Source organism: Streptomyces sp. NPDC048523 (genome assembly GCF_043199815.1).
GTDB lineage: Bacteria > Actinomycetota > Actinomycetes > Streptomycetales > Streptomycetaceae > Streptomyces.
This window is the reverse complement of record NZ_JBICWQ010000001.1, coordinates 529328-554989: the sequence shown is the minus strand read 5'-3', so window position 1 is coordinate 554989 and position 25662 is coordinate 529328. Positions and strand designations below refer to the sequence as shown.

Below are 25662 nucleotides of genomic sequence, written 5' to 3'. Positions count from 1 at the left end.
TCGTCCACCCGTGGGGACGGGGTTGGGTTCACGGCTCCGTCACATCGCGGAACCGCGTTCTGTGGGCCGCCCGAGCGGCGGCAGGAACGGCAGGTGTGCGGTGGTCGGGTCGCCGGGGGCCGCGTGGGCCGCGCCGAGTGCGAGCAGGCACCCTGCCGTTCCGGTGCCCAGATCCATCGACAGCCGCATCATCTGGTGGCCGGGGAAGGCCAGTTGGCCCTGGTAGTCCATCGAGAACCAGCCGAGCCCGTCGATCTGCTCGGCCAGCCGCTCGCGGGTCGCGCCGGGGGTGTCCGTGCGCGCGAGGTGCAGGATCATCCCGGCACGGCCCTGGAAGAGACCGGGCTGGACGTAGAAGCGGCTGGTGGCGGCGGTCAGCACCCCGGCCCGGGCCCGCTCGAACTCACCCTCGGTGTCGGCGCCCTGGGCGAGGTAGTCGTCCAGGACCATCCCGATGCCGGCGCTTCCCTCACCGAGGTAGGGCAGTGTCCGCCAGCCCTCGTCGACCTCCAGCGAGCCGCCCGGATGCGTCACGCAGCACTCCAGGTCCCTGCGCAACGCCACCTCGGCCGCCCTCAACAGCAGGGGCTCACCGGTGTGCTGGTACTGCCGCAGCAGGAACAGCGCGGGCCCGGTCCAGCCCCGCAGCAGTCCGGCACGGCGCCGCTTGGGGGTGTCCGCGAGGGGCTGCGCGAGTCGTCGTACGAGGACGTCGGCGGCCTCGGCCGCACGTTCCCGCAGTTCCGACTCGCCTGTCGTGCGGGCCAGTTCACCGAGGACCAGGCCGAGCCCGGCCAGGCCGCCGTGCAGGTCGGCGGAGAGGTTCTGCCAGCGTTCCGCGAGGACCCGCTCGACGAGGTCGAGGGCGCGCTGCCGGTGGCCGAGCCGGTCCAGGACGTGGGCGACGCCCGCGAGACCGTCGTAGAGCCCGAGCGGAGTGCCCGTCGGCGGGGGAGCGGTGCGGGCCAGGAGCCAGCGCTCGCCCTCCTCGTACCGCTCCGCGCCGACCGCGTCCAGCGCGTACAGCACCCCGGCCGCGCCGTGTGCGAGCCCCAGGCCGCCGCCGTCGTTGAACTGCGTGATGTCGCCGGGGAAGAGCCGGTCCTCGCGCTCCGGGGTGGCCGAGGCGAGGAGTGCCTTCACCATGGAGTCGCGGCTGTGCGGCCAGTCGCCCGGTTCGACGAAGGACGGCGTGGCCTCGACACGGACGGCCGTGCGCTCGCCGCCGGTGTCCCGGGTGATCTCCGCGACCGCCTCGTCGAGGAACTCCTTCGGCACGTCCGGGAACTGCCGCAGGATCACCTCGGCCAGATGGGCCGCCTTGCCCCGGTCCACCACGAACAGCGTGGTCACCGGCAGGAACAGGGCGATCCTGAGACAGGCCAGGGCGTAGCGGTCGACGTCGATGCCCTTGCGGTCCGGCGGGGCGAAGAAGCCGGGGTGGGCGACGACCTGGCGGCCGTTCTCCTCGACCGGCGCCGCCGCCTCGAAGTCCAGCAGGGAGACCGACTCCTCGTCGGGGCCGACCATGATGTTGAAGACGTGCAGGTCGTTGAAGACGATCCCGCGCGCGTGCACCGCCTCCACGGCCCGTTCCACCGCCCCGTGGATCCGCACCGCCCACGCCGTGTAGTCGGCGACGGCCTGCGGATCGGGGTCCGGGCTGAGCAGCGGATGCCGTTCGGCGAAGAACGAGTTCAGCGGGCGCCCCTCCAGGAAGTCCATGACGAGGAACCGGTGGTCGCCGAGCGTGAACCAGTCCCGCACCTCGGGCACCACCCCCGTCCCCGCCACCTGTTCCAGGGCGTCCTTCTCCCGCTCCAGGCGGGAGATCGCGTCCGCCCCGTCGGCGGCAAGGCCCGCGTGCGGCCGGCCCTCCTTCAGGACGACCTTGCGCCCGTCACGCGTGTCGGTGCCCGTGTAGACCCCGCCGCCGTTGGAGAAGTGCAGCGCCTTCTCGATCTTGTACGGCAGGTCGCCGACCGTCGTGGTGTTGCGCGCCTTGAGATGCGGCTCCAGGAAGGCGGGCAGCGTCACCCACCCGGGTACCTGGAAGGACGGCTCCCGCCGGTCCGGCACCAGCGTGCCCTCGCCGTCCCGCACCGCCGGCACCAGCGAGCCCCGGTCGTCGACGACGAAGGTGCGCGCGAACGCGCCGTAGCGGACGTAGAGCGGACCCTCGTGCCAGCGCAGATCGGTGAGGATGTACGGCCCCTCGAAGCCCTCCAGGAGCTCGCCCAGCTCACGGAGCACGTCGTGCAGCTGCTCCTCGTCGGCCGGGTAGATCGTGACGAACTTGCCGCTGGTGTCGCGGGCCGCGTACTTGGTGTTGCGCAGGTGCAGCAGATGCGGGCCCGGCACGAACTTGAACGCGATGCGCCGGGGCACGCAGTAGTCCCACACGATCGCCGCGATCCGCTCCGCGTTCGCCCGGGTGGCCGAGGCATGGATCTTCCAGCCCTGCGAAGGACCCGGCGCCGGCTTTCCGTCCGGACCGAGCGGCGTGAGCGTCAGCCAGTCGCCGATGCGTGCCGCGTCCCAGCCGTCCGGCACCGCGCGGCGCGCCGTCTCGTAGACGGGCGCCGCACCGGCCGAGATCCGGTCGGGCGTCTCGTAGAAGTGTCTGTCGGCGAGCGCGTACACCTCGTAGCGCTTGTCCATGCGTCCCCCTCCTTGGCCCACCCCAGAGCCTTCCAGCGGGGCCACGGCCACGGACAGTCACGGCTGTCACGAGATCACCGTGCGAAACGCATGCGTCAACAAGTGTTCGAAGGGATTCGAGCACGGCCACCGCGGTCGCTCCACGGAACGCTCCCAGGGGCTGCGCACGTGCCGTATTAGCGCTCTAATGGCGAACGTGGTGAGTGAGGGCTCTGCGGGCCGCAGAACGAGAGCGTTGCGTGCCGAAAATGCCCTGACATCGATCACGGACGGTCCCGAATCGCCGGAACGGCTGCGCCGAGTCCTCGAACAGGCGCTGGTCTTCGCCGGGGCGACACTCGCCGCCGTGTACACGCCCGGTGAGGACGGGGACGTGCTGTACCTCGTCGAGTCGGCCGGTGTCCCCCGGACGGTCTACGGGCTGCGCGACAGCTACCCCGGCTCCGGCGGCTCCCCGCCCGCCGACGCGCATCGCTCGGGCCGGCCCCTCTTCCTCGGCCCGGAGGAGCTCGCCGCCTGCGCGGAGTCCCGCAGGGTGGCCCGGCGCGACTTCCACCTGGCCGTGCTGCCCGCGCACGGCGACGACGGCCGGGCCTGTCTCGTCGCCGTCGGCGAGGACCCGCACGGTTTCGACGACGAGGACCGCAAGTGCCTCGAACTGATCGCCGACGCGATCGTCTGCCCCCTGCCCGTGGCCGCCCCGGAGGGCGCGGAACTCGGCTCCCACGCGTTCAGCCTCGCCATGGACACCGGCCGGGTCGAGGTCGGCGACGGGCTCCTGGAGCTGTTCGGTATGAGCCGGGCCGCCTTCGACGGCAAGATCGAGACCCTGCTCGGCCTGACCGTCCCCGAGGACCTGCCCTCGCTGATGTCCCTGTTCGAGGCCGGTCACATGTCCATCGGCGACCGCGAGCTGGAGTTCCGCATCCTCCAGCCCACCGGGCCGCCCAAGTGGCTCAGGCTGCGCGGCCGCATGCTGGCCGGCGGCGAGGGCCGTCCCGCCCGGCTCGTGGGCACCGTCGCCGACGCCTCCACCCTGCGCTCCGACGTCACCGACGTGGCCCGCGTCCAGCGCCTGGCCGCCGCCCTCTCCATGGCCGGCACCGTCCGCGACGTCAGCCAGGCCGTCGTCTCCGCCCTCCGCGCCCCGCTCAGGGCCGACCGGATCGCCCTCGCCGAGCTGGAGAACGACCGGCTCGTCGTCACCGTCCTCGACCCGCCCGAACCGGAGTCCTGGCCCGAGCTGTGGCGCCTGGAGTGGCGCAGCGAGTGGCCCGAGGCACCCGTACGGGCCATGCCCACCCTGGCCACCGCCCTGCGCGAGGGCCGCGCCCAGATCTGGCCCGCCGGGACCGTCCTCGAACCCGCCCTCGCCGACGTCGGCCCCGGCGGCCTCGCCGTCCTGCCGCTGCCCGCAGCGGGCCGCATGGCCGGCGCCTGCCTCATCGGCTGGGACACCCCGCACCACTTCGACCCCGACGAACGCGCCCTGCTCACCGCCTCCGCCGGCCTCGCCGGGCAGGCCCTGATGCGCGCCCACGCCCTCGACGCCGAGCACGAACTCGTCGGCATGCTGCAGCGCCAGCTGCTGCCCCGCCGGCTGCCCAAACTGCCCGGCGCGGTCGCGGTCGCCCGCTATCTGCCCAGCACCGCGGGCCTGGAGCTCGGCGGCGACTGGTACGACGTGATCCCGCTGCCCGACCACCGGGTCGGCCTGGTCATCGGCGACGTCCAGGGGCACAGCGCCGCCGCCGCGACCCTCATGGGCCAGATGCGCACCGCGCTGCGCGCCTACGCCGTCGAGGGCCACCCCCCGGACGTCGTCGTCGCCCACGCCAACCGGCTCCTCATGGACCTGGAGACCGACCTCTTCGTCACCTGCACCTATGTGGACATCGACATGGAGGAGGGCACCGCCTGGTGCGTGCGGGCCGGCCACCTGCCGCCGGTGCTGCGCCACCCGGACGGCACCACGGAGATCGTCGAGTCCGACGGCGGCCCCCCGCTCGGCGTGGTCGCCCAGGCCGACTTCCCGATGACCCCGCTGCGGCTGCGGCCCGGCTCCCTGATCGCCCTGACCACCGACGGACTCGTGGAGTCCACCGAGGCCGACATCGACGAGGGCATGGCCCACTTCGCCCACGGGCTGGCCGTCTCCGACCCGGCCCACCTCGGCCTCGTCGCCGACGCCCTGCTCGGCGGCGCCCGCCGCAGCGACGACGTCGCCCTGCTCCTGCTGCGCTACGACGGCATGGCCACCCACCCGCTCAGGGAGGGCTGGACCGTCTGGCGGGTCCCCGAGGCCGCCCGGCACGCCCGCCGCTTCACCCGGCGCACCCTGCGTGTCTGGGGCGTCCCCGAGGACGCCATGGACACCGCCCTGCTCGTCGTCTCCGAACTCGTCACCAACGCCCTCGTGCACACCGGCGGCCAGGTCCGCCTCGACCTCACCCTCGTCGGCAGGCGGCTGCGCGTCTCCGTCTCCGACACCTCGCCCCGGACCCCCGCCAAACCCACCAACATCGGCTGGGAGGCCACCGGAGGACGCGGCATCCTCCTCGTCGAGGCCGTGTCGGCGGCCTGGGGCAGCGTCCCCGTCAGCGGCGGCAAACAGGTGTGGAGCGAGATCGCACTGGACGCCTGAGGAGGGGTACCCGGGACGGACCATCCCCACAGCAGAGAGGTACGTCATGACTCAGCACGTCAGCGACATCATGACCAGCGCCCCGGTCACCGTGGAGCCGCAGACCTCCGTGACGGCCGTCGCCAGGATCATGCGCGACCAGGACCTGGGCGCCGTCCTGGTCACCGACGGCGACGAACTGCGCGGCCTGGTCACCGACCGCGACCTCGTCGTGCGCTCCCTCGCCGAGGGCGGCGACCCGGAACGGGCCACCGTGGCCGACGCGTGCAGCGACGACCTGGTGACCGTCACGCCCGAGGACGACCTGGACCACGCGATCGAGCTCATGCGCGAGCATGCCGTGCGCCGGATCCCGGTCGTCGACCACGGCCACGCCGTCGGCATCGTCTCCCTCGGCGACACGGCCATGGAACGCGATCCCGGATCGGCCCTGGGCGACATCAGCGTGGCTCGGCCCAACACCTGAGCGGGGGCGGGCCGGTTCGGCCGACCGTCAAGTTCCGGTGCCCCGGATCCTCGACGAATGTGTGTGCGGGGGCGAGGGGCCGGCGGGCCTCCCGGTCCGTTTGTCCCGCGCCCCCCTGGGGACCCGGAGGGCAGCATGGAAGGACGGTGAACCGCCGTGACCCCGCAGACCGTTGAGAAATCCGTCGCCCGCCGGCCCGAGACGGGCTGGTCCAGGGCGCGCCGCCTGCAGAGCAAGGGAGAGCTCCGGACCTGCCTGCCCGCGGTCGAGGACCCGGTCGGACCGACCACGGCGCACACGGGAGAGGGCAACATCTTCCGCGGCGAGGACTGAGCCCCCGCGCCGAGCCGCACCGCAAGGCCCCCCCTGCCATCGCCGGTCCTTCCGGATCCGGGCTATGGTGACGCAGATGAAGGCTCTCGTGCTGTCCGGCGGGGCCGGTCCCCGGTCGCGGCCGATCACGCCCACCCCGCCCGAACCACCGGTGCCCGTCGCCCACAAGGCCGTCCTGCTGTCCGACGGCCCGCAATCCGTCGCCGCCTCGGAGACCCACCGGGTCCGAGTGATCGTCGGCGAGCATCTGTTCACGCCGGTCGTCCATGACGCCGTACGGCCTGTCGAGCCGTACGGGCGGGCCGAGTTGGAGATTCTCCACGCCGTTCGGCAGCGCAAGGCGCAGACCGTTTCATGAGCCTCCTCGCCGCCGACCACCTGTGCGCCGATGGGCCCGGTACCGCCGCCCGCACCCGGAGGGCTACCCTCCGCCTTTCCGCACTTTGCACGCCTTTTCCCTCAGGATCATGCTCCTCGGCGCGAAGTCCTGTCATGGGGAGCTCACAGCAGGTATGTTCCACGGAACCGGTTGAATGTTCCGGCACCTCGGCCGACCCGGACCGGGACTGCCCCACCAGCAGCGGGGCCTGCAACGGGCCCGCACCACGCGCCGCCCACAGCGCCCCAGGGCACGACCGGTGGGCGGGGGTCGCGTCGGCCTCGCACCGGGACCGGCGGTCCGCCCTGCACGAAGCACTGACACACATCCGCAAGGAGATTTCCCAGTGAAACGTCACGAGTTCCTGCGGGGGCTCCACCAAGCCAGCGCGAACCGCAACTACCTGGAGATCGGCGTCAACGACGGCCGCAGCCTGACGTTCTCCCGGGTACCGAGCATCGCGATCGACCCGGCGTTCAAGGTGGTCTCGGAGATCCGCTGCGACGTCCACCTGGCGAAGGCCACCAGCGACGACTTCTTCGCGCGGGAGAACCCGCTGCAGCACCTCAAGGGCGGCCGCCACCCGCTGCGCAACGTCATCCGCAACCGCAGCCCGTTCGGCTACTGGAAGGACGTCACGCTCGACCTGGCGTTCATCGACGGCATGCACCTGTTCGAGTACGCGCTGCGCGACTTCATCAACGTCGAGAAGTACTCGGACTGGGCCAGCGTGATCGTCTTCGACGACATGCTGCCGCGCAACGTGGACGAGGCGGCCCGCGACCGTCACACCAACGCCTGGACCGGTGACGTGTACAAGGTCATCGAGGTCCTGAACCGCTACCGGCCCGACCTGGTGACGGTCCTGGTCGACACCGAGCCCACCGGGCAGCTCGTGGTCTTCGGCGCGGACCCGACCAACACGGTACTCAAGGACAAGTACGACGAGATCATCGCGGAGTTCGTGGTTCCCGACCCGCAGAAGGTGCCCGAAACGGTCCTGGAGCGGACCGTGGCGATCAAGCCGGAGACGCTGATCGAGGCGCCCTTCTGGAAGGCGCTGGTGAACGCCCGCAACCGCGGCAGCAAGCGGGACCGCAGCTGGGAGCACCTGCGCACCAGCCTGAAGCAGCTCAGCGACGCCGGCTGAGCGACGTGCGGTGAGCCGGGGAGGACGCGTCCGCGTCCTCCCCGGATCTGTTTCTACCTGCCGCGCGCCCTGAGCCGCTTGGCCAGTTTCCCGGCCAGCCGTCTCGCCCTGCGGACCAGCGGCTGTCCGACGGCGGGCCGGGGCGGGCGCACGGCCACGACCTGGACCTCACCGCCCTGCACCCGCAGCTCGAACGGCAGCGGATGGAAGCGGGGCTCCTCGGCGTCGGGCGCCGGGCTCAGCGCGACCCGCCAGGCCCCTCCGGTCAGGTCGCCGACCGGCAGCACCGCCTCCAGCAGGGCCGCGGAGCCCTGGGGACGCAACGTGCCGGGCACCTTCACGGGCGCGGCGCCGGAACCACGGGTGAGCTCGAGCAGCACCGGCGTGTCACCGGGCACGTGGAACGGCACCGGCACCTCGACGCGGTCACCGGTGATGGTGACCTCCCCGGACGTGATCCGCCCGAGGTCCAGACGCTTGCTCGCGGTGTCCACGTCCAGGGCGAGCGTGCCCTGCTTCGCGGTCCAGTACGGCAGCACGACCCGGCCGCCCGCCACACCGGCGTCCGCGGCCGTACGCCCCCGGAGGGAGACCGGGCCCAGCCGGGACTGCTTGGTCCAGCCGCCGAGCTTGACGCGGACGAACACGTCCCACAGCCCGGCGTCGAGGGGGCCGCCGTCGGCCGCGGTGGCCGGGTCCAGGGCCGCCGTGCCCCGCAGCACCAGCCGCACCCGGCCGTCCTCGCCCGGGACGGTGTCCCGGGTGAACTCCACGGGCTGGAAGTACTGGGCGGAGCTGGCACGCTCCTGCAGCAGCACTTCGACCGTGGCGCGCTTGAAGCCGGCCACACTGTGGGCGCCGACCCGGTCCACGGCCTGTGCGACGGAGGCCGGCGGCTCGGTGAGCGGGGCGGTGCTGCCCTCGGCGGGGAAGGTCATGGGCGTACCGCGGGAGGCGAGCTCGGCGGACAGGCCGACCCGCAGCACACCGCCGTCCCACTCGACGCCGTCCGGCTCGATGAGGGAAGCGACGGAGGCCTCCCACTCGGCGAACGCGACCAGGTCCTCGAGCCGGCCGTCGGCGATGAGCGCGGCGACGACCTGCTGGGTGGGCTGGAGGCCGGCCGTGACACCGGGGCCGAAGCGCTCGACGACCACCCTGCGGATCTCGGTGAAGAGCTCCTTGCGGTAGTCCTCGGGCGCGGCGAGCAGCCGCCTGCCGCGCATCCGCTCGACCATCTCGTTGCGCAGCCAGCGACGGAACAGCCGGTCGCGGGTGGGACCCGGCTCGGTGTACTTCTCCACGACGTCGAGCGCCTCGCGCAGATTCGCGAAGTAGCCCACCGGGTCGAAGCGCTGGAAGCCCGCGTTCGAGGCGTCGTCGCGCTTGAGGTGGTAGTAGCAGACGTAGTCGCTGAGCACGGAGACGTTGTCCGCGCGCAGATACGCCTCAGTGACGAAGACGTGGTCCTCCAGCCGGCGTCGGCCCTCGGGGAAGCGCAGACCGATCCGGTCGAGGAAGGCCCGCCGGAACATCTTGTGCGGGGTCAGGCTGTCGATCAGCGGGGCGTTGTCGACGGTGGCGCGCGGATGGTTGCGGCGGAACAGCTCCACCGGAACGCCCCGCCCCTTGCCGGCCATCTTGCCCACGACCACGTCGGCGCCGTTGGCGACCGCGTAGTCGTACATCCGCTCCAGGGCCTCGTCGCCGAGGTAGTCGTCGTTGTCGACGAACATGACGAACTCGCCCTGGGAGGCGGCGATCCCGACGTTGCGGGGCTTGCCCGACCAGCCCGAGGCCTCCTGGTGGATGACCGTCATGTTCGCGACCTCGGCGGCCAGCGCGTCGAGCCGGGCCGGCGTGTCGTCGGTCGAACCGTCGTCGACGAAGATCGCCTCGAACTCGTCCGGGGGCAGGGACTGCCTGCGCAGTGAGGCGATGCAGTCCTCGATGTAGTTCCCCGGGTTGTAGACGGGAATGACGACGCTGACCTTGACCGGCATCGGTGTCCGGACTCCTTGGGTGGCTTGTGGCTTGCGTCACGGATCGACGCTTTGTGCGCCGATGTTATCGGCGACGGATAAGTGCCGTGTCAGCAGGCCGTCTTGGCAGCGCTCGCCGGGACGGTCCGGATGACCGCCGGACGAGTCTTCCATGTGCGGCCCGGGAGCGCCCGCCTTTGCGGCCCGTTCACGCACGGCGCGCCCGCCCCAGGGAGGTCCGGTCGGCCCGGACGGCGGGGGCGATGCCCGGGTCGGCGGCGGCCTGGTCGGCGGGGTGGTTGCCACGGCCGCCCGGCCAGGGGTCACACGCGGGGGCGGGCCTCCGACGGGTGCAATGCCGGCGGTCAGCTGCTCGGTACTGATGCCCTCGCCACCGCCCCCGCTATGCCCCGGCGCGTCATTCCCCCGTCGGCCACACCCACAGGGTCACTCAGCGTGTCGACCCTGGAGCCCGGGGTGTCCGCGTCGACAAGGACGCCGCAACCGGACTCGTCCAGCCGACCGAGTGGCGCGCCGCCCGTGTGGTGCGAGGTCGGCCGGAAGCCCCTCTAGGGTGGTCCTGTGCGCCTGCTGCTGATGTCCGACACCCACCTCCCCAAGCGCGCCAAGCAGCTCCCGGCCCCGCTGCTCGCCGAACTCCCGCGTGCCGACGTCGTGTTCCACGCCGGCGACTGGGTCGACACCGCCACCCTCGACCTGCTGGAGAGCCGCAGCGCACGGCTTGTCGCGGTCTACGGCAACAACGACGGGCCCGAGCTGCGCGCCAGGCTGCCCGAGGTGGCGTACGCCGAACTGGGCGGCCTGCGCTTCGCCGTCGTCCACGAGACGGGCGCCGCTCAGGGGCGCGAGGCCCGCTGCGCCGCCCGCTACCCCGACGCCGACGTCCTGGTCTTCGGCCACAGTCACATTCCCTGGGACACCACCGCGCCCGGCGGACTGCGGCTGCTCAACCCCGGCTCGCCGACCGATCGCCGCCGCCAGCCCCACTGCACCTACATGACGGCCACGGTGGCCGACGGGCGCCTCCAGGAGCTGGAACTGCACCGGCTGCCCCCTCGCTGAGGGTTGTTTCGGCTCGCGCTCCTGGCCCGCGCCGGGACCCATTCAGGGTTCGCCGATCTGCTGCCGGCCTTCCTCTGTCGCCGGGCGCGCTCACACCGTCCTACCGGCACTCATGGATCCGGGCCGCTCCGCGTAGCGGAAAGCGGCCCGGACGCTGCGAGTGTGCGCTTTCACGGACCTCCTTCCCGATCGGAGGCGGGGTGAGGGTTCGGAAACCCTCTCCGGCTGCTCGCCGCGTACCCGTACGAGCGCGGCTCACACATGCCGATTCCGCCTTCTTCGTACAGCTCCATGAGTTCCGCCAGGCGCGCTTCACGAAGGCGGATGGATCGCCCCCGCCGTCGCCGTCAGCGGGACACCGCTGCCACCCCAGCGCAGTGCCACGATCTCGGCGGCCACCGACACGGCGACCTCCTCAGGCGTACGGGCCCCGAGGTCGAGGCCCACCGGCGAGCGCAGCCGGGACAGCTCGGCCTCGGACAGCCCCGAGTCGGTCAGCCGCTTCAGCCGGTCGTCGTGGGTACGGCGGCTGCCCATCGCCCCGATGTACGCGGCGGGCCGGCGCAGCGCCACCTCCAGCAGGGGCACGTCGAACTTCGGGTCGTGGGTCAGGACGCAGATCACGGTGCGTTCGTCGGTGGCGGTGCCGCCGAGGTAGCGGTGCGGCCAGTCCACGACGACCTCCACGCCCTCCGGGAAGCGCTTCGGCGTGGCGAAGACCGGGCGGGCGTCGCAGACGGTGACCCGGTAGCCGAGGAAGGCGCCGATCCGGGCGACCGCGGCCGCGTAGTCGATCGCGCCGAAGACCAGCATGCGGGGCGGCGGGGCGAAGGAGTGCAGGAAGACCGTGACCGTGTCCTCACGGCGCTCCCCGCGCGGGCCGTAGTGTCGCAACCCCGTCGCGCCCAGGGCGAGTTCGCCGCGTGCGTCGGCGGTGACCGCCACGTCCAGGCCCGCGGTGCCGAGGGTGCCCGCGACGCGGTCCGGCCATACGGCGAGCGTGGCACCGCGAGGTGCGGGGCCGTCGGTCACCGTCGCCGCGGTCACCGGGCGGCCCGCGGCGACCGACTCCGCGATCTCGCCGAACGCGGGATCGAGGGCGGCCGTCACGGGCCGTACCAGAAGGGTGATCTCCCCGCCGCAGGTCAGCCCCACCGCGAACGCGTCCTCGTCGCTGTACCCGAAGGTCTCCAGACGGGCCTCGCCGCTCGCCACGACCTCCTGCGCCAGTTCGAAGACGGCCCCCTCGACACAGCCGCCGGACACGCTGCCGACGACCTCGTCGTCCGGGCCCACGGCCATGGCCGCGCCGGGGTCGCGCGGTGCGCTGCGGCTCGTCGAGACGACCGTGGCCAGGCCGAACGGTGTCCCTGCCGTGTACCAGCCGTTCAGCACCGGGAGGATGTCACGCATCCTCGGCTCCTTTCGCCACCGCCCTCCCCGGTCCCTTATCGGACGACCCCTACCCGGAAAAGCTGAAACTTACTCATCAGTCATAAGTGTTGACGGTGTGCCGGATGAGTCGGACTGTTATGGACATGCCGAATATGCGTGCGCGTCTGCTCGTTGTTCTGGTTGTCCTCTGTGGATTCCTGACGGTGGCGGGTACCCCGTCCGCCTCCGCCGCCACCATCGCCGACTCCCTCTCCTTCGACGACACCCCCCTCACCGTCCAGAACGGACGGTTCGTCGACGGCAACGGCCGCGAGGTCGTGCTGCGCGGCTACAACGTCTCCGGCGAGACCAAGCTCGCCGAGAACAAGGGCCTGCCCTTCGCCTCGGTCGCCGACGCCAGGAAGTCGGCCGCCGCGCTGAGAGCCCTCGGCGGCGGCAACTCCGTGCGCTTCCTGCTCTCGTGGGCCTACGCGGAACCGGTGAAGGGCCAGGTCGACACCGCGTACCTGGCGAACGCCACCGCGCAGCTGCGGGCCTTCCTCGACGCGGGCATCCGGGTCTACCCCGACTTCCACCAGGACCTGTACTCGCGCTGGCTGTTCAACTCGGGCAGCTGGTACACCGGCGACGGCGCCCCCGCGTGGGCCGTCGCGCTCGGCAACTACCCCGCCGAATCCTGCGGCATCTGCTTCACGTGGGGCCAGAACATCACCCAGAACGGCGCGGTGAAGGCCGGCCAGTACGACTTCTGGCACAACAACCACGGCCTCCAGGACGCCTTCCTGGCCACCGCCCAGAAGACCATGGCGTACCTCAAGGCGAACCTCACCACCGAGGAGTTCGCCGGCGTGGTCGGCTTCGACCCCTACAACGAGCCCTACGCCGGCAGCTACGACTCCGGACAGAACAGCCGCACCTGGGAACGCGACCTGCTGTGGCCCTTCTACGTGAAGTTCCGGGCCCGGATGGACGCGGCGGGCTGGACGGACAAGCCCGCCATGGTCGAGCCGAACCTCTTCTGGAACGGCAACGTCAGCAAGGAGGAGGGCGGCCTCCTCGACGCCGGCACGCTCGGCTCCCGGTACGTCTTCAACACCCACTTCTACGACCAGAAGGCCATCTCCGGCATCCTGATGTGGGGCAACGCCTCCGACGGCCAGTACGTAGGCGACTTCGGCACCATCCGCGACCGCGCGGCGGCCACCGGCACGACGGCCGTGGTCAGCGAGTTCGGGCACCCCCTGAACGGCTCGACGGCCGGCAAGGCGCCGACCGTCCTCAAGGCCATGTACCAGGCCCTCGACTCCCGGGTGAAGGGCGCCAACTGGTGGTCCGCGCCCGCCGGTTCGGGACCGGTCCTCTCCGGCACGCAGTGGCAGTGGGACATCTACAACGGCCGTCACCACGAGCTGATGAACGACAACCCCGAGAAGGTCATGACCTCGGGCGACGCCTGGAACGACGAGGATCTGTCAGCCGTGAAGCTCGACGACTCGGGCACGGCGGTACTCCGCCAGGACGCCCGGCTCCTCGACCGGATCTACCCGAGCGCCGCCTCGGGTACGACGCTCGCGTTCACCTACGAGGACCGCTCGCGCGACGGTTCCACGACCCTGACCTGGAACCCGGTGCCGAGCAGCCTGCCCAACGTGTCGTCGCTGGTCGGGTCCGGCCAGTACGCGGTGCTGGTGTGGCGCTCGGGAAGCGGCTCGGCGCCCACCGAACTGCACCTGCCCGCCTCTTTCCCGACAGCGACGACCACGGTGGTCTCCGACCTGGGCACGGTCTACGGTCCGCCCGCGTACACCTCGTCCACCCCGGTCGGGGCGGCTGTCGAACCGGGCGGCACGGGCAGCCGGCGGCTGCTCCTGACCGACTCGGACTCCGGCGTCCTGCACTACGCGCTGGTGACCAACGGGGCGAGCTCGCCCTCGGCGTCCGTGCTGAACGCGGCCAGGTCCGAGCTGGCCAACTGGGCGAAGCAGAAGATCGGTTGACCGCCCCCTCGCGTCGGGGCCGAAGCGGGCCCCGACGCGAGGGCAGGTGCCGGAGCCGTTACGAGGAGGGACTCGTCCAGTTGGCGGCCACGTGCCCGAGGCGCACCCGCTGCGGGTGGTCGCCCACCGGCACGGACACCGTCTTCTGCCCGGTCGCGAAGTCGATCGCGGTGACCTGGTCGGCCCCGCTCTCCGAGACGACACAGCTCTTGCCGTCACCGCTGACGGTGGCCCAGTAGGGCTTCGAGGCGGGGACGAGCGGGCCCTCCTGGAGGGTGGTGCGGTTCACGACGGTCGCGTAGTCGTCCATCGTGCCCGCGACACACAGCTTGCTGCCGTCCGGGCTCATCGAAATGCCGTGATGGCGCGAGTCGTTGACCATGGTGGTGCGGTCGTCGCTGGTCGCCGGGTTCTTCGGCAGGGTCTTCGTACGGGTGATCTTGTCGGTGGCGACGTCGTACTCGAAGAAGCCGTTGAAGAACGACACCTGGAAGTACAGCTTGGACTCGTCCGGCGAGAACACGGCGGGGCGGACGGCGTCGGAGTAGTCCGTGAGACCGATCGCGTCCAGCTTGTCCCGCATGTCGATCGTCTTGACCTGCTTGTAGGTGGTCGCGTCCACCACCGTGATGTGCCGGTCGCCCTTCGTCCAGTCCAGCCAGGGCGCGTCGGAGTCGGTGTTCACGTCACCGATCCCCATGTTCCAGATGTACTTGCCGTCCTTGGTGAAGATGTTCTCGTGCGGCTTGTCGCCGGTGGCGAACGAGCCGAGCTGCTGCCCCGTGTTGATGTTCAGCACGTGCACGGTGTTCGCGGTGGAGGCGGACACCGCGACCCGGGTGCCGTCGGGGGAGACCGCCATGTGGTCCGCGCGGTAACCCGAGACCGGGAAGCGCCAGTTGACCTTCCCGGTGGCCAGGTCGATCGACACCACGTCCGCGAAGCTCGGCCGTGAGACGACCACCGACCTTCCGTCCGGCGTGGAGTACATGTCGTCGGCGAACTGGTCGTGGCCTTCGCCGACGCTGTTGCGGATCGCCATGAAGTAGATCCACTTGATCGGATTCGCGTTGATCTCCGCCATCCGCGCGTCCTTGTCGGGGATGACGTTGATCCGGCCGATCTTCGCGAGGTCGCCGGAGGACTTGATGACGTCGGCGGTGCCGTCCCAGTTGTTGGCCACGAACAGCACTTCGCGCAGAGCGGCGGAGTCCGCGGCGGAGGCGGCGGTCGCGGGGGCGGTGACGGTCAGGACGACGGCGGCGGCCATGGCACACAGGTGTCTGGGCTTGAGAACAGGCATGACGGATCTCCCTCTGGGCGGCTCATGACGGGGGCATGCCAAGGAGGCAAAACTGAAGACGCGTACTTTCAGATTGAACTTACTGCAAAGTAAGGAAGGGGGGCCCTTCTCCACAAGACTCCGTACACGACAAAATTGCGCTCATACGGGAGGTCGGACGCTCCGGCCCGGGTGGGAGGTGCGGTGACGGGCAGGCTCAGGGCCCCGACCGGTCGCTACGGCGGCAAGACGGCCGCCGAGCGGCAGGCCGAACGACGCCGCCGTTTCCTGGACGCGGCACTCCAGCTCTTCGGGGACACTCCCGGCTACCGCGCCACGACCGTCGCGGCCCTCAGCGAGGCCGCGGGCCTGTCCACCCGCCAGTTCTACGAGGAGTTCCGCACCCTCGAGGACGTCCTGGCCGAGCTTCACCTGGAGGTCAACGACTGGGCGACGGCGGCCGTGGTGGCCGCGGTGACCGATGCGGACCACCTGCCGCTCGCCGAGCGTGCGGCCGCCATCTTCCGCGCGTACGCGGCGAACGTCACCTCCGATTCCCGCCGGGTACGGATCACGTTCGTGGAGATCATCGGCGTCAGCGCGCGGCTGGAGGAGCAGCGGCTGGCCCGTCGGGCGCACTGGGTGGATCTGGTGTGCGCCGAGGCGAACCGGGCCGTCGCGCGGGGGGAGGCGGCCCCGCGCGACTACCGGCTGGCGGCGACCGGGTTCATCGGCAGCGTGAACGGGCTGCTGCACGACTGGAACGCCGGGTGGGTGGACGCGACCTTGGACGAGGTGGTGGAGGAGCTGGTACGGCAGCTGCTGGGGATCCTGCGGCCACCCGGGTGGGAGCCGGTTCGGGCGTGAGCGGGTCGGCGGGCGGGTGCCTCAGAGCCTGTCCACGGCCTCCAGCACCGGCGTCACGCCGTCCTCCCCGCGGATGTGCACCCCGAGTGCCCGCGCCCGCTCCCGGTACCCGGCGTCCCGCGTCACCTGGACCAGGGCCGCCTCCAGCGAGTCGGCGGTCAGGTGTCTCAGCGGTACGGCACGCGGCGCCACGCCCAGCGCGACCAGCCTCGCCGCCCAGAAGCTCTCGTCGAACTGGATCGGCACCGGGACCGCCGGAACCCCGGCGCGCAGGCCCGCGGCCGTCGTGCCCGCGCCCGCGTGATGGACCACCGCCGCCATCCTCGGGAACAGCGCGGAGTGCGGCACCTCGTCGACCGTCAGCATGTCGTCGCCCGTCGCCGACAGGTCCGCCCAGCCGCGCTGGACGACTCCGCGCAGACCGGCCCGGCGCAGCGCCCGCACGATCTCGGCGCTGGTCCGCGCGGGATCGGGCACGGTCGCGCTGCCCAGGCCCACGAACACCGGGGGCGGTCCCGCCTCGATGAACCTCCGCAGGTCGTCGGAGAACGGCGCGTCGCCGTCGTACGGCCACCAGTAGCCCGCCACGTCCAGTCCGGACCGCCAGTCGCGGGGCCGGGCGACCACTCGTGGGCTGAAGCCGTGCAGGACCGGCCAGGCCTGCCGTTCGCGGGTGCGCAGTGCCGCGGCCGGGCCCGTCGGGGGCAGGCCCAGCCGGGACCGTACCGAGGGGAGCGCCGCGGCGAAGACCTGCTCCACCGCCAGGTTCAGGGCCAGCCCGGCGAGCCGGTTGCCCGGGCGGCCCCAGGAGCCGGTGCCCAGTAGCGGTGGCGCGAACTCCCGGGTGGCCGCGAGGGGTTGGAGATTGAGGCCCAGGCTGGGCAGGCTCAGGCCCTCGGCGACGGCGTGGCCCAGTGGGGCCACCGATCCGGACAGGAGCAGGGCGTCGCTCACCCGGGCGGCGGCCACCAGGTCGTCGGCCATCTCCACCGCCAGCGCCCGCGCCATCATGACCACCCGCGCCAGCTTGCCCACGCCGGTCCTGCTGCGGTGCAGGGCCCGACCGCGCGAGGACTCCAGCTCGGTACGGGGATCGACCGGCAGGGCGTGGAAGCCGATGCCGGCCCGCGCCGCGAGCGGTTCGAAGCGGCCGTGGGTGACCAGGGTGACCTCGTGCCCGGCCTGCGCCAGTCCGTGCCCCAGCCCGGTGAACGGGGCCACATCGCCCCGGGAACCCGCTGTCATGATCGCTACCCGCACGACCGACAGTATGGCGCCGGGCCCTGCCTTCCCGCACGAACGACCCGTTCACATCGGCCAGTTCTCGCCTGTCGACGCTGAGCCGGCTCAGCTCTTCCGGGCGGCCGCCTCCGCTGCCTGCACGGTCTGTTCCAGCAGTGTGGCGATGGTCATCGGACCGACCCCGCCCGGCACCGGCGTGATCAGCGAGGCCCGCTCCACCGCGGAGTCGAAGTCGACGTCTCCGACGTTCCCCGCGTTGTAGCCGGCGTCGATCACGACCGCGCCGGGCTTGATGTCCTGGCCCCGGATCAGCCGGGGCCGGCCCACCGCGGCGACCACGATGTCCGCCTCCCGTACGGCCGCCGACAGGTCCGCCGTACGGGAGTGGCAGTAGGTCACCGTGGCGTCCCGGGCGAGCAGCAGCATGCCGGCCGGCTTGCCGAGGATCGCGCTGCGGCCCACGACCACGGCCCGCTTCCCGGCGGGGTCGACGCCGTACTCGTCGAGCAGCCGCATGATTCCGCCCGGCGTGCACGAGACGAAGCCCGGCAGCCCGAAGCTCATCGTCGCGAAGGAGGCGAAGGTGACCCCGTCGACGTCCTTCTCCGGGGCGATGGCCTCGAACGCGGCCCGCTCGTCGATGTGCGGGCCCATCGGGTGCTGGAGCAGGATGCCGTGCACGGCGGGGTCGTCCGAGAGGTTGTGCAGCGTGGCGACCAGTTCCTCGGTGGTGGTGGCCGCGGACAGCTCCACGTGCCGCGACTCGATACCGGCCGTGCGGCAGCGGTTGCGCTTCATCCGGACGTAGGTGACGGACGCGGGGTCCTCGCCGACCAGCACCGTCGCGAGACAGGGCGCCTGTCCGGTGCGCCCGGTGAGGCCGGCCGCCCGCTTGGCGGTGTCCTCGACGATGCGCCGGGCGAGCGCGGTGCCCTCTATGAGCCGTGCCTGGGACATGATCCACTCCTGAGCCGATCGAAGGAATCGCCCAGGCGCACGGCATCGAGTGTGCGGACCGCTCCCCGGTGGTGCTCCACCTCAGCGCCAGTCACGGCCCGGACAGCACAGTAACCGACGCGCCACGTCTCGGTCGGTGCCGGGGGAGGTCCAGGTCAGCCGGGGCGTGATCTGGACCCTCGGCACCTTTCTCGCTACTCGTCCCAGGCCTGGATCATGGTCTGTTCGACGATCTTGCCGTCCCGGAGCGTCAGCATCGACTCGGAGAGGACGCGCATCCCGTCGGAGTAGCGACAGGACTCGCTGAAGGCGACGTGGTCGCCGTCCATGACGCACTGTTCCAGCTTGTGGGTCATGTCGCGGCTGTAGACGTCGTCCAGCATCGCGCTGATCTCGTCCCTGCCGTGCAGCACGGTGGGGTGACTGGGTTGGCTGTTGCGGTCCACGACGCGTATCTCGGCGTCGTCCGCGTAGAGCGACAGAACATTCGCCGCAGAGTTTCCTTCGATGCTGTTGCGCAGTGTTTCGGTGGTGAAGCCGGAGCTTGCCGCGGTGCCCATGGTGACCTCCTTCGAAGGCCGCGGCCCGACGAGAGCGGACCGCGTAGGGCCTGTTTCTTCGAGACTCCTCCGCCGCGGCGGCCACGGCAAGCGCAGACCGGGTGCTCCGCCTGACGGGTGAGGGGCGTCGGCAGGCCGTGTCCGTGAGGGGCCGCCCCGCGTTGCTGAGAACATGATCTCAACTCGACGTATCGTTGCCGCAGTCGGTCTCGCCGTCGGCGTCACCGGCCTCACCGCCCCCCTCGCGAACGCGGCCGACATGGCCGCCCCGGGCGGCGGGCTCAACCCGGTCACCGTGATCGACTCGCTCGCGGCGAGCAGCATCCCCGCGGAGCACCAGGGCGAGATCCCGTCGGTCTCCCGGCAGCTGGCGGGCCTCAACCAGCTCAACGACCTGAACCAGCTGGGCCAGCTCACCGGTCTCGTCGCCCCCGTCACCGGGCTGGTGCCGGCCGTCCACTGACCCTCCCGCACGCAGACGAGGGCCGCCCGGATCACCGGGCGGCCCTCGACGCATGTCCGCTCAGCCCGCCGTGGAAAGGAACTGCGTCGCCGCGAGTTCGCCGTACAAGGGGTCCCCGGCGACCAGTTCCCGATGTGTCCCCACCGCGCGGACCCGCCCCGCGTCCATGACCACGATCCGGTCGGCCATCGTCACCGTGGACAACCGGTGCGCGACGACCAGCACCGTGGTCGTACGCGCCACATCCGCCACCGTGTCCCGCAGGGCCGCCTCGTTCACCGCGTCCAGCTGGGACGTGGCCTCGTCCAACAGCAGCAGCCGAGGCCGCCGCAGCAACGCCCGTGCGATCGACACCCGTTGCCGCTCCCCACCCGACAGCTTGGTCCCCCGGTGCCCGACCAGCGTCTCCAGCCCACTGGGCAGCTTGGCCACCAGACCGTCGAGCCGGGTCGTCTTCAGCACCCGCGCCACCGCGTCCTCGTCCGCGTCCGGATTCCCGAGCAGGAGATTCTCCCGCAGGGACCCCGACAGGACGGGCGCGTCCTGCTCCACGTACCCGATGGCGGACCGGAGTTGAGGCAGATCCCACGCCGCGAGGTCCCGGCCGTCCAGGGTGACGACCCCGGCCTCGGGGTCGTAGAACCGCTCGATCAACGAGAACACCGTCGTCTTGCCCGCGCCAGACGGCCCGACGAACGCCGTCATGCCCCGCGCGGGCACCTCGAAGGTCACTCCGTGATGGACGTACGGCAGATCGTCGGCATACCGGAACCGGACGTCGGTGAAGGCGACGGAAGCCGGCGCGGCCCCGTCGGCGGGCAACGGCGCGGGCGGCGCGGCCGGTTCGGCGGGCAGCCGCAGCGCCTCCTGGATCCGGGCGAGCGCCGCGGCTCCCGTCTGGTACTGCGTGATCGCACCGACTACCTGCTGGATCGGCGACATCAGATAGAACACGTACAGCAGGAACGCGACCAGGGTGCCGACCTCGATGGCACCGGTCGCGACCCGCGCGCCGCCCACCGCGAGCACCGTGATGAACGCGATCTGCATCGCCAGCCCTGCCGTATTGCCCGCGGCCGCCGACCACTTGGCGGCCCGCACGCTCTGCCGCCACGACTCCTCGGCCGCCGCGTGCAGCGTCCGCTCCTCCCGGTGCTCGGCGCCGGACGCCTTGACCGTGCGCAGCGCGCCGAGGATGCGTTCCAGTGCGGCACCCATCACGCCGACGGCGTCCTGGGCCTGTCGGCTCGCCCGGTTGCTGCGTGGCACGATCACACCGAGGACGGTGCCCGCCACCAGGATGACCGCCAGCGTGACGCCCAGCAGCACCGGGTCGACCAGGCCCATCATCACCACGGTCGCCACCAGAGTGAGCCCGCCGGTCCCGAGGCCCACGAGCGAGTCGGTGGTGACCTCGCGCAGCAGGGTGGTGTCCGAGGTGATGCGCGCCATCAGGTCGCCGGGTTCGGTGCGGTCCACGGCCGTGATGCGCAGGCGCAGCAGATACGACGACAGCGCCCGCCGCGCACCCAGCACCACCGACTCCGCGGTGCGCCGCAGCACATACGAACCCAGCGCCCCCACCGCCGCGTTGCCTACCACCAGCACCGACATGACGAGCAACGCGCCGGTGATCGTGCGGTCGTGGGACAGGTCGTCGATCAACTCCCGGGCCACCAGCGGCAGCAGCAGACCGGTGGCGCCCGTCAGCAGCGACAGCACGGCACCCGCGAGCAGGGTCCACCGGTGCGGCCGTACGTATCCGAGGAGCAGCCGCCAGGTGGGAAGGCCGGTCTCCGTCTCGGTGCTGCTCACGGTGCTCCTTCGGGCCCGACGGCGTGCGGAGCCTTCAGGCTACGTCCGCGTTCCCGCGCGGCGCGGACCAGGATGCGACCGGGACGGCGTGATCGAGATGAGCGAGACGGAGCTGCCGCAGTGGCTGAGCGATCCCGAGATCCGGACGGCGGCCGCCCGGACACCGCCCCGCCGGTGGCCACAGGGGGAGGTCACCGGCGCGAACAGAGAGCCCTCGGGCCGGCGCCGCGCGGAAGGGCCCGGCGGTTCCCGGTCTGCCGTGCCGTTACCGATCAGTCGCGCGTAGGGTCGAAGGGACGTGCACCGGGCGACGGAAAGGGTCAGGACCATGGCGCAGGAGGTACGCGGAGTGATCGCACCCGGCAAGGACGAGCCGGTACGGGTGGAGACGATCGTGGTGCCCGATCCGGGGCCGGGAGAAGCCGTCGTCCAGGTACAGGCCTGCGGGGTGTGTCACACCGACCTGCACTACAAGCAGGGCGGGATCAACGACGACTTTCCCTTCCTGCTCGGCCACGAGGCCGCCGGTGTCGTGGAGTCGGTCGGCGAGGGGGTGACCGATGTCGCGCCCGGCGACTTCGTGATCCTCAACTGGCGTGCCGTGTGCGGCAATTGCCGCGCCTGTCTGCGCGGGCGGCCCTGGTACTGCTTCAACACCCACAACGCGAAGCAGAAGATGACCCTCACCGACGGCACCGAGCTCTCGCCCGCCCTGGGCATCGGCGCCTTCGCCGAGAAGACGCTGGTCGCCGCCGGACAGTGCACCAAGGTCGACCCGTCGGTGTCGGCCGCCGTCGCGGGGCTCCTGGGCTGCGGCGTGATGGCCGGTATCGGCGCCGCGATCAACACGGGGAACGTCGGCCGGGGCGACACCGTCGCCGTCATCGGCTGCGGTGGCGTCGGTGACGCGGCGATCGCCGGCTCGAACCTCGCGGGCGCGGCGAAGATCATCGCCGTGGACATCGACGACCGGAAGCTGGAGAAGGCCCGCACGATGGGCGCGACCCACACCGTGAACTCCAAGGACACGGACCCGGTGGAGGCGATCCGCGAGCTGACCGGCGGTTTCGGCGCCGACGTCGTCATCGAGGCGGTCGGCCGCCCCGAGACGTACAAGCAGGCCTTCTACGCCCGTGACCTCGCCGGCACGGTCGTCCTCGTCGGCGTGCCCACCCCCGAGATGAAGCTGGAGCTGCCGCTCCTCGACGTCTTCGGGCGCGGCGGCTCCCTCAAGTCGTCCTGGTACGGCGACTGCCTGCCCTCCCGCGACTTCCCCATGCTGATCGACCTGCATCTGCAGGGCCGCCTGGACCTGGAGGCGTTCGTGAGCGAGACCATCCAACTCGACGAGGTGGAGAAGGCGTTCGAGCGCATGCACCACGGCGACGTCCTGCGCTCGGTGGTGGTGCTCTGATGTCCGTCCGCATCGAACGTCTCGTCACCTCCGGGCAGTTCAGCCTCGACGGCGGCACCTGGGACGTCGACAACAACGTCTGGATCGTCGGTGACGACCACGAGGCGATCGTCATCGACGCCGCCCACGACGCCGACGCCATCGTGGAGGCGGTGGGGGACCGCAGGCTGACCGCGATCGTCTGCACCCACGCCCACAACGACCACATCGACGCCGCACCCGCCCTCGCCGACCGCACCGGCGCCACGATCTGGCTGCACCCCGACGACCTGCCGCTGTGGAAGCAGACCCACCCCGACCGCGACCCCGACGCCCATCTGCGCGACGGCCATGTCATCGAGGCCGCGGGCGCCGATCTCAGGGTGCTGCACACCCCTGGCCACGCGCCGGGCGCCGTGTGCCTCTACGACCCGGGCCTCGGCACCGTCTTCACCGGCGACACCCTCTTCCAGGGCGGTCCGGGCGCCACCGGACGCTCCTACTCCCACTTCCCGACGATCATCGACTCGATCCGTGACCGCCTGCTGGCCCTGCCGCCCGAGACGAAGGTCCTCACCGGGCACGGCGACCCGACCACGATCGGCGCCGAGGCGCCGCACCTGCAGGAATGGATCGACCGCGGTCACTGACGCCGACCGGGTGACCTGCTCGTAAATCACGACAGAGGTTGTCCGGCTTCCCGGTCATGCTCGAAGAGACATCGGGCACAACGGGAGGTCGGACATGTCACAGCCGCTGCAGGGCAAGGTCGCGCTGGTCGCCGGGGCGACCCGGGGAGCCGGGCGCGGTATCGCCGTGGAGCTCGGGGCGGCGGGCGCCACCGTCTACGTCACCGGACGCAGCACCCGGGCCCGCCGCTCCGAGTACGACCGCCCCGAGACCGTCGAGGACACCGCCGACCTCGTCACCGCGGCCGGCGGCCGGGGCATCGCCGTACCCACCGACCACCTGGACCCCGCGCAGGTCCGCTCGCTCGTCGACCGGATCGCCGGCGAGCAGGGCCGCCTCGACGTCCTCGTCAACGACATCTGGGGCGGTGAACACCTCTTCGCATGGGACAGCCCGGTGTGGGAGCACGACCTCGACAACGGCCTGCGCCTGCTCAGGCTCGCGATCGAGACGCATGCGATCACCAGTCACCACGCCCTGCCCCTGCTGCTGCGCCGGCCCGGCGGCCTGGTCGTCGAGATGACCGACGGAACCGACGCCTACAACCGCGAGAACTACCGCGTCTCCTTCTTCTACGACCTCGCCAAGACGTCCGTCCTGCGCATGGCGTTTCTCCCTCGGCCACGAACTCGGCCCGCGCGGCGCCACCGCCGTCGCCCTGACCCCGGGCTGGCTGCGCTCGGAGATGATGCTCGACCATTTCGGGGTGCGGGAGGACAACTGGCGCGACGCCCTCGGCCGCGTCCCCCACTTCGCCATCTCGGAGACCCCGCGCTATGTGGGCCGGGCCGTCGCCGCGCTGGCCGCCGACCCCGAGGTGGCCCGCTTCAACGGCACGTCTCTCGACAGCGGCTCGCTCGCCCGGACGTACGGCTTCACTGACGTCGACGGCAGCCGTCCCGACGCCTGGCGGTACATGGTCGAGGTCCAGGACGCGGGCAAGCCGGCGGACGTGACGGGTTACCGCTAGATCAGGAGGGGCGCACCGGCGGCAGCTGCCACCGCACCGCGAGGCCCGGTGGCAGTGCCAGGTCGTCGCGTACGGCGGCGTAGTAGCCGTCCCGCCCGTTGCGATGCCGCTCGAGCAGCGCCCGCCACGCCGCCGGATCGCGCGTCCCGTCGCGCAGGAACTGCTCCATCTTGAAGGAGTGCCTCCCCGTCCGGGTCCCGGGCGAGCGTGGACTCCGCCGGCAGCGGGGCGGCCTCCCGTATGTGGCGGTCGTGCGCAGCGACCGCGCGCCTTCACCGTGAAAGGCGGCCCGTTGGGAGGAGCGGCGGCTGGCCGTGTACTCCGCGAACCGAGTGCGCCGATGACGACACCGATGAGCGCGGGGAGTTGCTGTATGAACGCGGCCATGGACGCACGGTATCTGCCCCGTTGATCACCGACGGGCTATCTTCGGCCCATGACCCACACCAAGCGCTTCGAGGGATACGCGGCTCTGGTCACGGGCGCCGCCCGCGGGATCGGCGCGGCGGCGGCCCGCCGGCTCGCCGAGGAGGGGGCATGGGTCGTGCTGGCCGACCGCGACGGGCCGGGGGTCGAGAACACCGCCGCTCGCCTGCGTGACCAGGGTCTCACCGCCCGGGCGGCGGAGTGCGACGTGGCGGACCGTACGGCGGTGGAGGCAGCGGTCGCCCATGTCGTCGACGCGTTCGGCTCGCTCGACGTCCTGGTCAACTGCGCCGCCCGGTGCACCCCGGAGACCCCGCTCTTCGAGGACGACTCGGACGACGAGTGGGCGCGTGACCTGGACGTCACCCTCGGCGGGCCGTACCGCTGCTCGCGGGCCGCGCTCCCGCACCTGGTCGCCTCGGGCCGCGGCGCGATCGTCAGCATCGGCTCCGTCAACGGCCTCCAGGACTTCGGCAACCACGCCTACAGCGCCGCCAAGGCGGGACTCGGTTCCCTGACCCGTACCCTCGCCGGGCACGCGGCCGCGCGTGGGGTGCGCGTCAACCTGGTCGTCCCGGGCACGGTCCGCACCTCCGCCTGGGAAGGGCGCGAGAGCGAGCTCACCGAGCTGCAGCGGCTGTATCCTCTCGGCCGGGTCGGTGAACCCGAGGACATCGCCGCCGCGGTCGCCTTCCTGGCCTCCTCGGACGCGGCGTGGATCACCGGCACGACACTGGTCGTCGACGGAGGACTCACCGCGGTCAACACCGGCTTCCACACGGCGGTCCATCCCGGCCGGGGGTCTTCGTCATGAGATTTGTCACCGTTCCGTCCCAGCACTCCCCGGGGTACAACGAAGTGGCTCGGAGACCTGTCTAGAGGTAAGAGATCGCAGGACCTATGAAGG

Annotated in this window: 21 protein-coding genes, 1 pseudogene and 1 riboswitch; of the genes and pseudogenes, 13 read left to right on the top strand and 9 right to left on the bottom strand. The window is 71.6% G+C overall.

The window, feature by feature from the left end:
• Positions 1-39: 39 nt before the first annotated feature.
• The gene (gene lanKC, locus ACGFWE_RS02565; RefSeq protein ID WP_393597310.1) at positions 40-2661 is read right to left on the bottom strand and encodes a class III lanthionine synthetase LanKC; all 2622 of its coding nucleotides are present in this window, start codon (positions 2659-2661) and stop codon (positions 40-42) included.
• Positions 2662-2848: 187 nt separating this feature from the next.
• On the opposite strand from lanKC, the gene ACGFWE_RS02560 reads away from it, so the two are divergent.
• The 5 genes from ACGFWE_RS02560 to ACGFWE_RS02540 all read left to right on the top strand — a co-directional run bounded on the left by ACGFWE_RS02560 (position 2849) and on the right by ACGFWE_RS02540 (position 7633).
• Positions 2849-5305 (top strand): SpoIIE family protein phosphatase, encoded by a 2457-nt coding sequence (locus ACGFWE_RS02560; protein ID WP_393597308.1) that lies wholly within the window; start codon positions 2849-2851, stop codon positions 5303-5305.
• Positions 5306-5351: 46 nt separating this feature from the next.
• Positions 5352-5771: a CBS domain-containing protein gene (locus ACGFWE_RS02555; RefSeq protein ID WP_352384913.1), complete on the top strand. Its 420-nt coding sequence runs from the start codon at positions 5352-5354 to the stop codon at positions 5769-5771.
• Positions 5772-5927: 156 nt separating this feature from the next.
• Complete coding sequence (locus ACGFWE_RS02550) at positions 5928-6104, top strand: hypothetical protein (protein WP_352384915.1); 177 nt, start codon at positions 5928-5930, stop codon at positions 6102-6104.
• A 76-nt stretch (positions 6105-6180) separates the two neighbouring features.
• Positions 6181-6462, top strand: a complete 282-nt coding sequence (locus ACGFWE_RS02545; RefSeq protein WP_393597305.1) for a sugar phosphate nucleotidyltransferase — start codon at positions 6181-6183, stop codon at positions 6460-6462.
• A gap of 367 nt (positions 6463-6829) precedes the next feature.
• Positions 6830-7633: a class I SAM-dependent methyltransferase gene (locus ACGFWE_RS02540; protein WP_352384919.1), complete on the top strand. Its 804-nt coding sequence runs from the start codon at positions 6830-6832 to the stop codon at positions 7631-7633.
• A 53-nt stretch (positions 7634-7686) separates the two neighbouring features.
• On the opposite strand, the gene ACGFWE_RS02535 is transcribed toward ACGFWE_RS02540, so the two are convergent.
• On the bottom strand, positions 7687-9636 hold the full coding sequence (locus ACGFWE_RS02535) for a glycosyltransferase family 2 protein (protein WP_393597303.1): 1950 nt from the start codon (positions 9634-9636) through the stop codon (positions 7687-7689).
• A gap of 561 nt (positions 9637-10197) precedes the next feature.
• On the opposite strand from ACGFWE_RS02535, the gene ACGFWE_RS02530 reads away from it, so the two are divergent.
• Entirely contained in the window at positions 10198-10698 is a 501-nt protein-coding gene (locus tag ACGFWE_RS02530; RefSeq protein WP_352384923.1) for a metallophosphoesterase, read from the top strand.
• Between the two features lie 312 nt (positions 10699-11010).
• On the opposite strand, the gene ACGFWE_RS02525 is transcribed toward ACGFWE_RS02530, so the two are convergent.
• The gene (locus tag ACGFWE_RS02525; RefSeq protein ID WP_393597301.1) at positions 11011-12111 is read right to left on the bottom strand and encodes an XdhC family protein; all 1101 of its coding nucleotides are present in this window, start codon (positions 12109-12111) and stop codon (positions 11011-11013) included.
• 119 nt (positions 12112-12230) lie between these two features.
• On the opposite strand from ACGFWE_RS02525, the gene ACGFWE_RS02520 reads away from it, so the two are divergent.
• Positions 12231-14090: an endoglycosylceramidase gene (locus ACGFWE_RS02520; RefSeq protein WP_393598911.1), complete on the top strand. Its 1860-nt coding sequence runs from the start codon at positions 12231-12233 to the stop codon at positions 14088-14090.
• Positions 14091-14148: 58 nt separating this feature from the next.
• On the opposite strand, the gene ACGFWE_RS02515 is transcribed toward ACGFWE_RS02520, so the two are convergent.
• A complete protein-coding gene (locus ACGFWE_RS02515; RefSeq protein ID WP_393597299.1) occupies positions 14149-15393 on the bottom strand; it encodes a YncE family protein in 1245 nt (414 codons plus the stop codon).
• A gap of 183 nt (positions 15394-15576) precedes the next feature.
• Here ACGFWE_RS02515 and ACGFWE_RS02510 point away from each other — a divergent pair, with 183 nt between their 5' ends.
• On the top strand, positions 15577-16239 hold the full coding sequence (locus ACGFWE_RS02510; RefSeq protein ID WP_393597297.1) for a TetR/AcrR family transcriptional regulator: 663 nt from the start codon (positions 15577-15579) through the stop codon (positions 16237-16239).
• Between the two features lie 21 nt (positions 16240-16260).
• Here the strand turns inward: ACGFWE_RS02510 and ACGFWE_RS02505 are convergent, their stop codons facing one another.
• The 3 genes from ACGFWE_RS02505 to ACGFWE_RS02495 form a co-directional block, all read right to left on the bottom strand.
• Positions 16261-17484: a glycosyltransferase gene (locus ACGFWE_RS02505; RefSeq protein WP_393598909.1), complete on the bottom strand. Its 1224-nt coding sequence runs from the start codon at positions 17482-17484 to the stop codon at positions 16261-16263.
• 102 nt (positions 17485-17586) lie between these two features.
• Positions 17587-18438, bottom strand: a complete 852-nt coding sequence (locus ACGFWE_RS02500; protein WP_352384935.1) for a bifunctional 5,10-methylenetetrahydrofolate dehydrogenase/5,10-methenyltetrahydrofolate cyclohydrolase — start codon at positions 18436-18438, stop codon at positions 17587-17589.
• Positions 18439-18460: 22 nt separating this feature from the next.
• A riboswitch (ZMP/ZTP riboswitch) is annotated at positions 18461-18543 on the bottom strand.
• Positions 18544-18632: 89 nt separating this feature from the next.
• Positions 18633-18998 carry a nuclear transport factor 2 family protein gene (locus ACGFWE_RS02495; RefSeq protein ID WP_352384937.1) on the bottom strand — a complete coding sequence of 122 codons (366 nt, stop codon included), beginning with the start codon at positions 18996-18998 and terminating at the stop codon, positions 18633-18635.
• A gap of 172 nt (positions 18999-19170) precedes the next feature.
• Between ACGFWE_RS02495 and ACGFWE_RS02490 the strand changes: the two genes are divergently transcribed.
• A complete protein-coding gene (locus tag ACGFWE_RS02490; RefSeq protein WP_352384939.1) occupies positions 19171-19461 on the top strand; it encodes a hypothetical protein in 291 nt (96 codons plus the stop codon).
• Between the two features lie 60 nt (positions 19462-19521).
• Here ACGFWE_RS02490 and ACGFWE_RS02485 read toward each other — a convergent pair whose 3' ends face one another.
• Entirely contained in the window at positions 19522-21276 is a 1755-nt protein-coding gene (locus ACGFWE_RS02485; RefSeq protein ID WP_393597294.1) for an ABC transporter ATP-binding protein, read from the bottom strand.
• A 328-nt stretch (positions 21277-21604) separates the two neighbouring features.
• Here ACGFWE_RS02485 and ACGFWE_RS02480 point away from each other — a divergent pair, with 328 nt between their 5' ends.
• The 3 genes and pseudogenes from ACGFWE_RS02480 (at position 21605) to ACGFWE_RS02470 (ending at position 24329) form a co-directional block, all read left to right on the top strand.
• The gene (locus ACGFWE_RS02480) at positions 21605-22690 is read left to right on the top strand and encodes an S-(hydroxymethyl)mycothiol dehydrogenase (RefSeq protein WP_352384943.1); all 1086 of its coding nucleotides are present in this window, start codon (positions 21605-21607) and stop codon (positions 22688-22690) included.
• Positions 22690-23319, top strand: coding sequence for an MBL fold metallo-hydrolase (locus tag ACGFWE_RS02475; RefSeq protein ID WP_393597292.1), 630 nt, complete (start codon positions 22690-22692; stop codon positions 23317-23319). Before ACGFWE_RS02480 ends, ACGFWE_RS02475 begins: the two co-directional genes overlap by 1 nt.
• 94 nt (positions 23320-23413) lie before the next feature.
• Positions 23414-24329: pseudogene (locus tag ACGFWE_RS02470) on the top strand (SDR family oxidoreductase).
• Between the two features lies 1 nt (position 24330).
• Here the strand turns inward: ACGFWE_RS02470 and ACGFWE_RS02465 are convergent.
• The gene (locus ACGFWE_RS02465; RefSeq protein WP_393597290.1) at positions 24331-24498 is read right to left on the bottom strand and encodes a hypothetical protein; all 168 of its coding nucleotides are present in this window, start codon (positions 24496-24498) and stop codon (positions 24331-24333) included.
• Positions 24499-24765: 267 nt separating this feature from the next.
• Here ACGFWE_RS02465 and ACGFWE_RS02460 point away from each other — a divergent pair, with 267 nt between their 5' ends.
• On the top strand, positions 24766-25569 hold the full coding sequence (locus tag ACGFWE_RS02460; protein ID WP_393597288.1) for an SDR family NAD(P)-dependent oxidoreductase: 804 nt from the start codon (positions 24766-24768) through the stop codon (positions 25567-25569).
• Positions 25570-25662 lie beyond the last annotated feature (93 nt).

Bases quoted from the DNA above. Each gene is read 5' to 3' on its own strand.
- lanKC (WP_393597310.1), bottom strand. From the start codon at position 2,661: ATGGACAAGCGCTACGAGGTGTACGCGCTCGCCGACAGACACTTCTAC.
- ACGFWE_RS02560 (WP_393597308.1), top strand. From the start codon at position 2,849: ATGGCGAACGTGGTGAGTGAGGGCTCTGCGGGCCGCAGAACGAGAGCG.
- ACGFWE_RS02555 (WP_352384913.1), top strand. From the start codon at position 5,352: ATGACTCAGCACGTCAGCGACATCATGACCAGCGCCCCGGTCACCGTG.
- ACGFWE_RS02545 (WP_393597305.1), top strand. From the start codon at position 6,181: ATGAAGGCTCTCGTGCTGTCCGGCGGGGCCGGTCCCCGGTCGCGGCCG.
- ACGFWE_RS02535 (WP_393597303.1), bottom strand. From the start codon at position 9,636: ATGCCGGTCAAGGTCAGCGTCGTCATTCCCGTCTACAACCCGGGGAAC.
- ACGFWE_RS02525 (WP_393597301.1), bottom strand. From the start codon at position 12,111: ATGCGTGACATCCTCCCGGTGCTGAACGGCTGGTACACGGCAGGGACA.
- ACGFWE_RS02520 (WP_393598911.1), top strand. From the start codon at position 12,231: ATGGACATGCCGAATATGCGTGCGCGTCTGCTCGTTGTTCTGGTTGTC.
- ACGFWE_RS02515 (WP_393597299.1), bottom strand. From the start codon at position 15,393: ATGCCTGTTCTCAAGCCCAGACACCTGTGTGCCATGGCCGCCGCCGTC.
- ACGFWE_RS02505 (WP_393598909.1), bottom strand. From the start codon at position 17,484: ATGACAGCGGGTTCCCGGGGCGATGTGGCCCCGTTCACCGGGCTGGGG.
- ACGFWE_RS02500 (WP_352384935.1), bottom strand. From the start codon at position 18,438: ATGTCCCAGGCACGGCTCATAGAGGGCACCGCGCTCGCCCGGCGCATC.
- ACGFWE_RS02495 (WP_352384937.1), bottom strand. From the start codon at position 18,998: ATGGGCACCGCGGCAAGCTCCGGCTTCACCACCGAAACACTGCGCAAC.
- ACGFWE_RS02490 (WP_352384939.1), top strand. From the start codon at position 19,171: ATGATCTCAACTCGACGTATCGTTGCCGCAGTCGGTCTCGCCGTCGGC.
- ACGFWE_RS02480 (WP_352384943.1), top strand. From the start codon at position 21,605: ATGGCGCAGGAGGTACGCGGAGTGATCGCACCCGGCAAGGACGAGCCG.
- ACGFWE_RS02475 (WP_393597292.1), top strand. From the start codon at position 22,690: ATGTCCGTCCGCATCGAACGTCTCGTCACCTCCGGGCAGTTCAGCCTC.
- ACGFWE_RS02465 (WP_393597290.1), bottom strand. From the start codon at position 24,498: ATGGAGCAGTTCCTGCGCGACGGGACGCGCGATCCGGCGGCGTGGCGG.
- ACGFWE_RS02460 (WP_393597288.1), top strand. From the start codon at position 24,766: ATGACCCACACCAAGCGCTTCGAGGGATACGCGGCTCTGGTCACGGGC.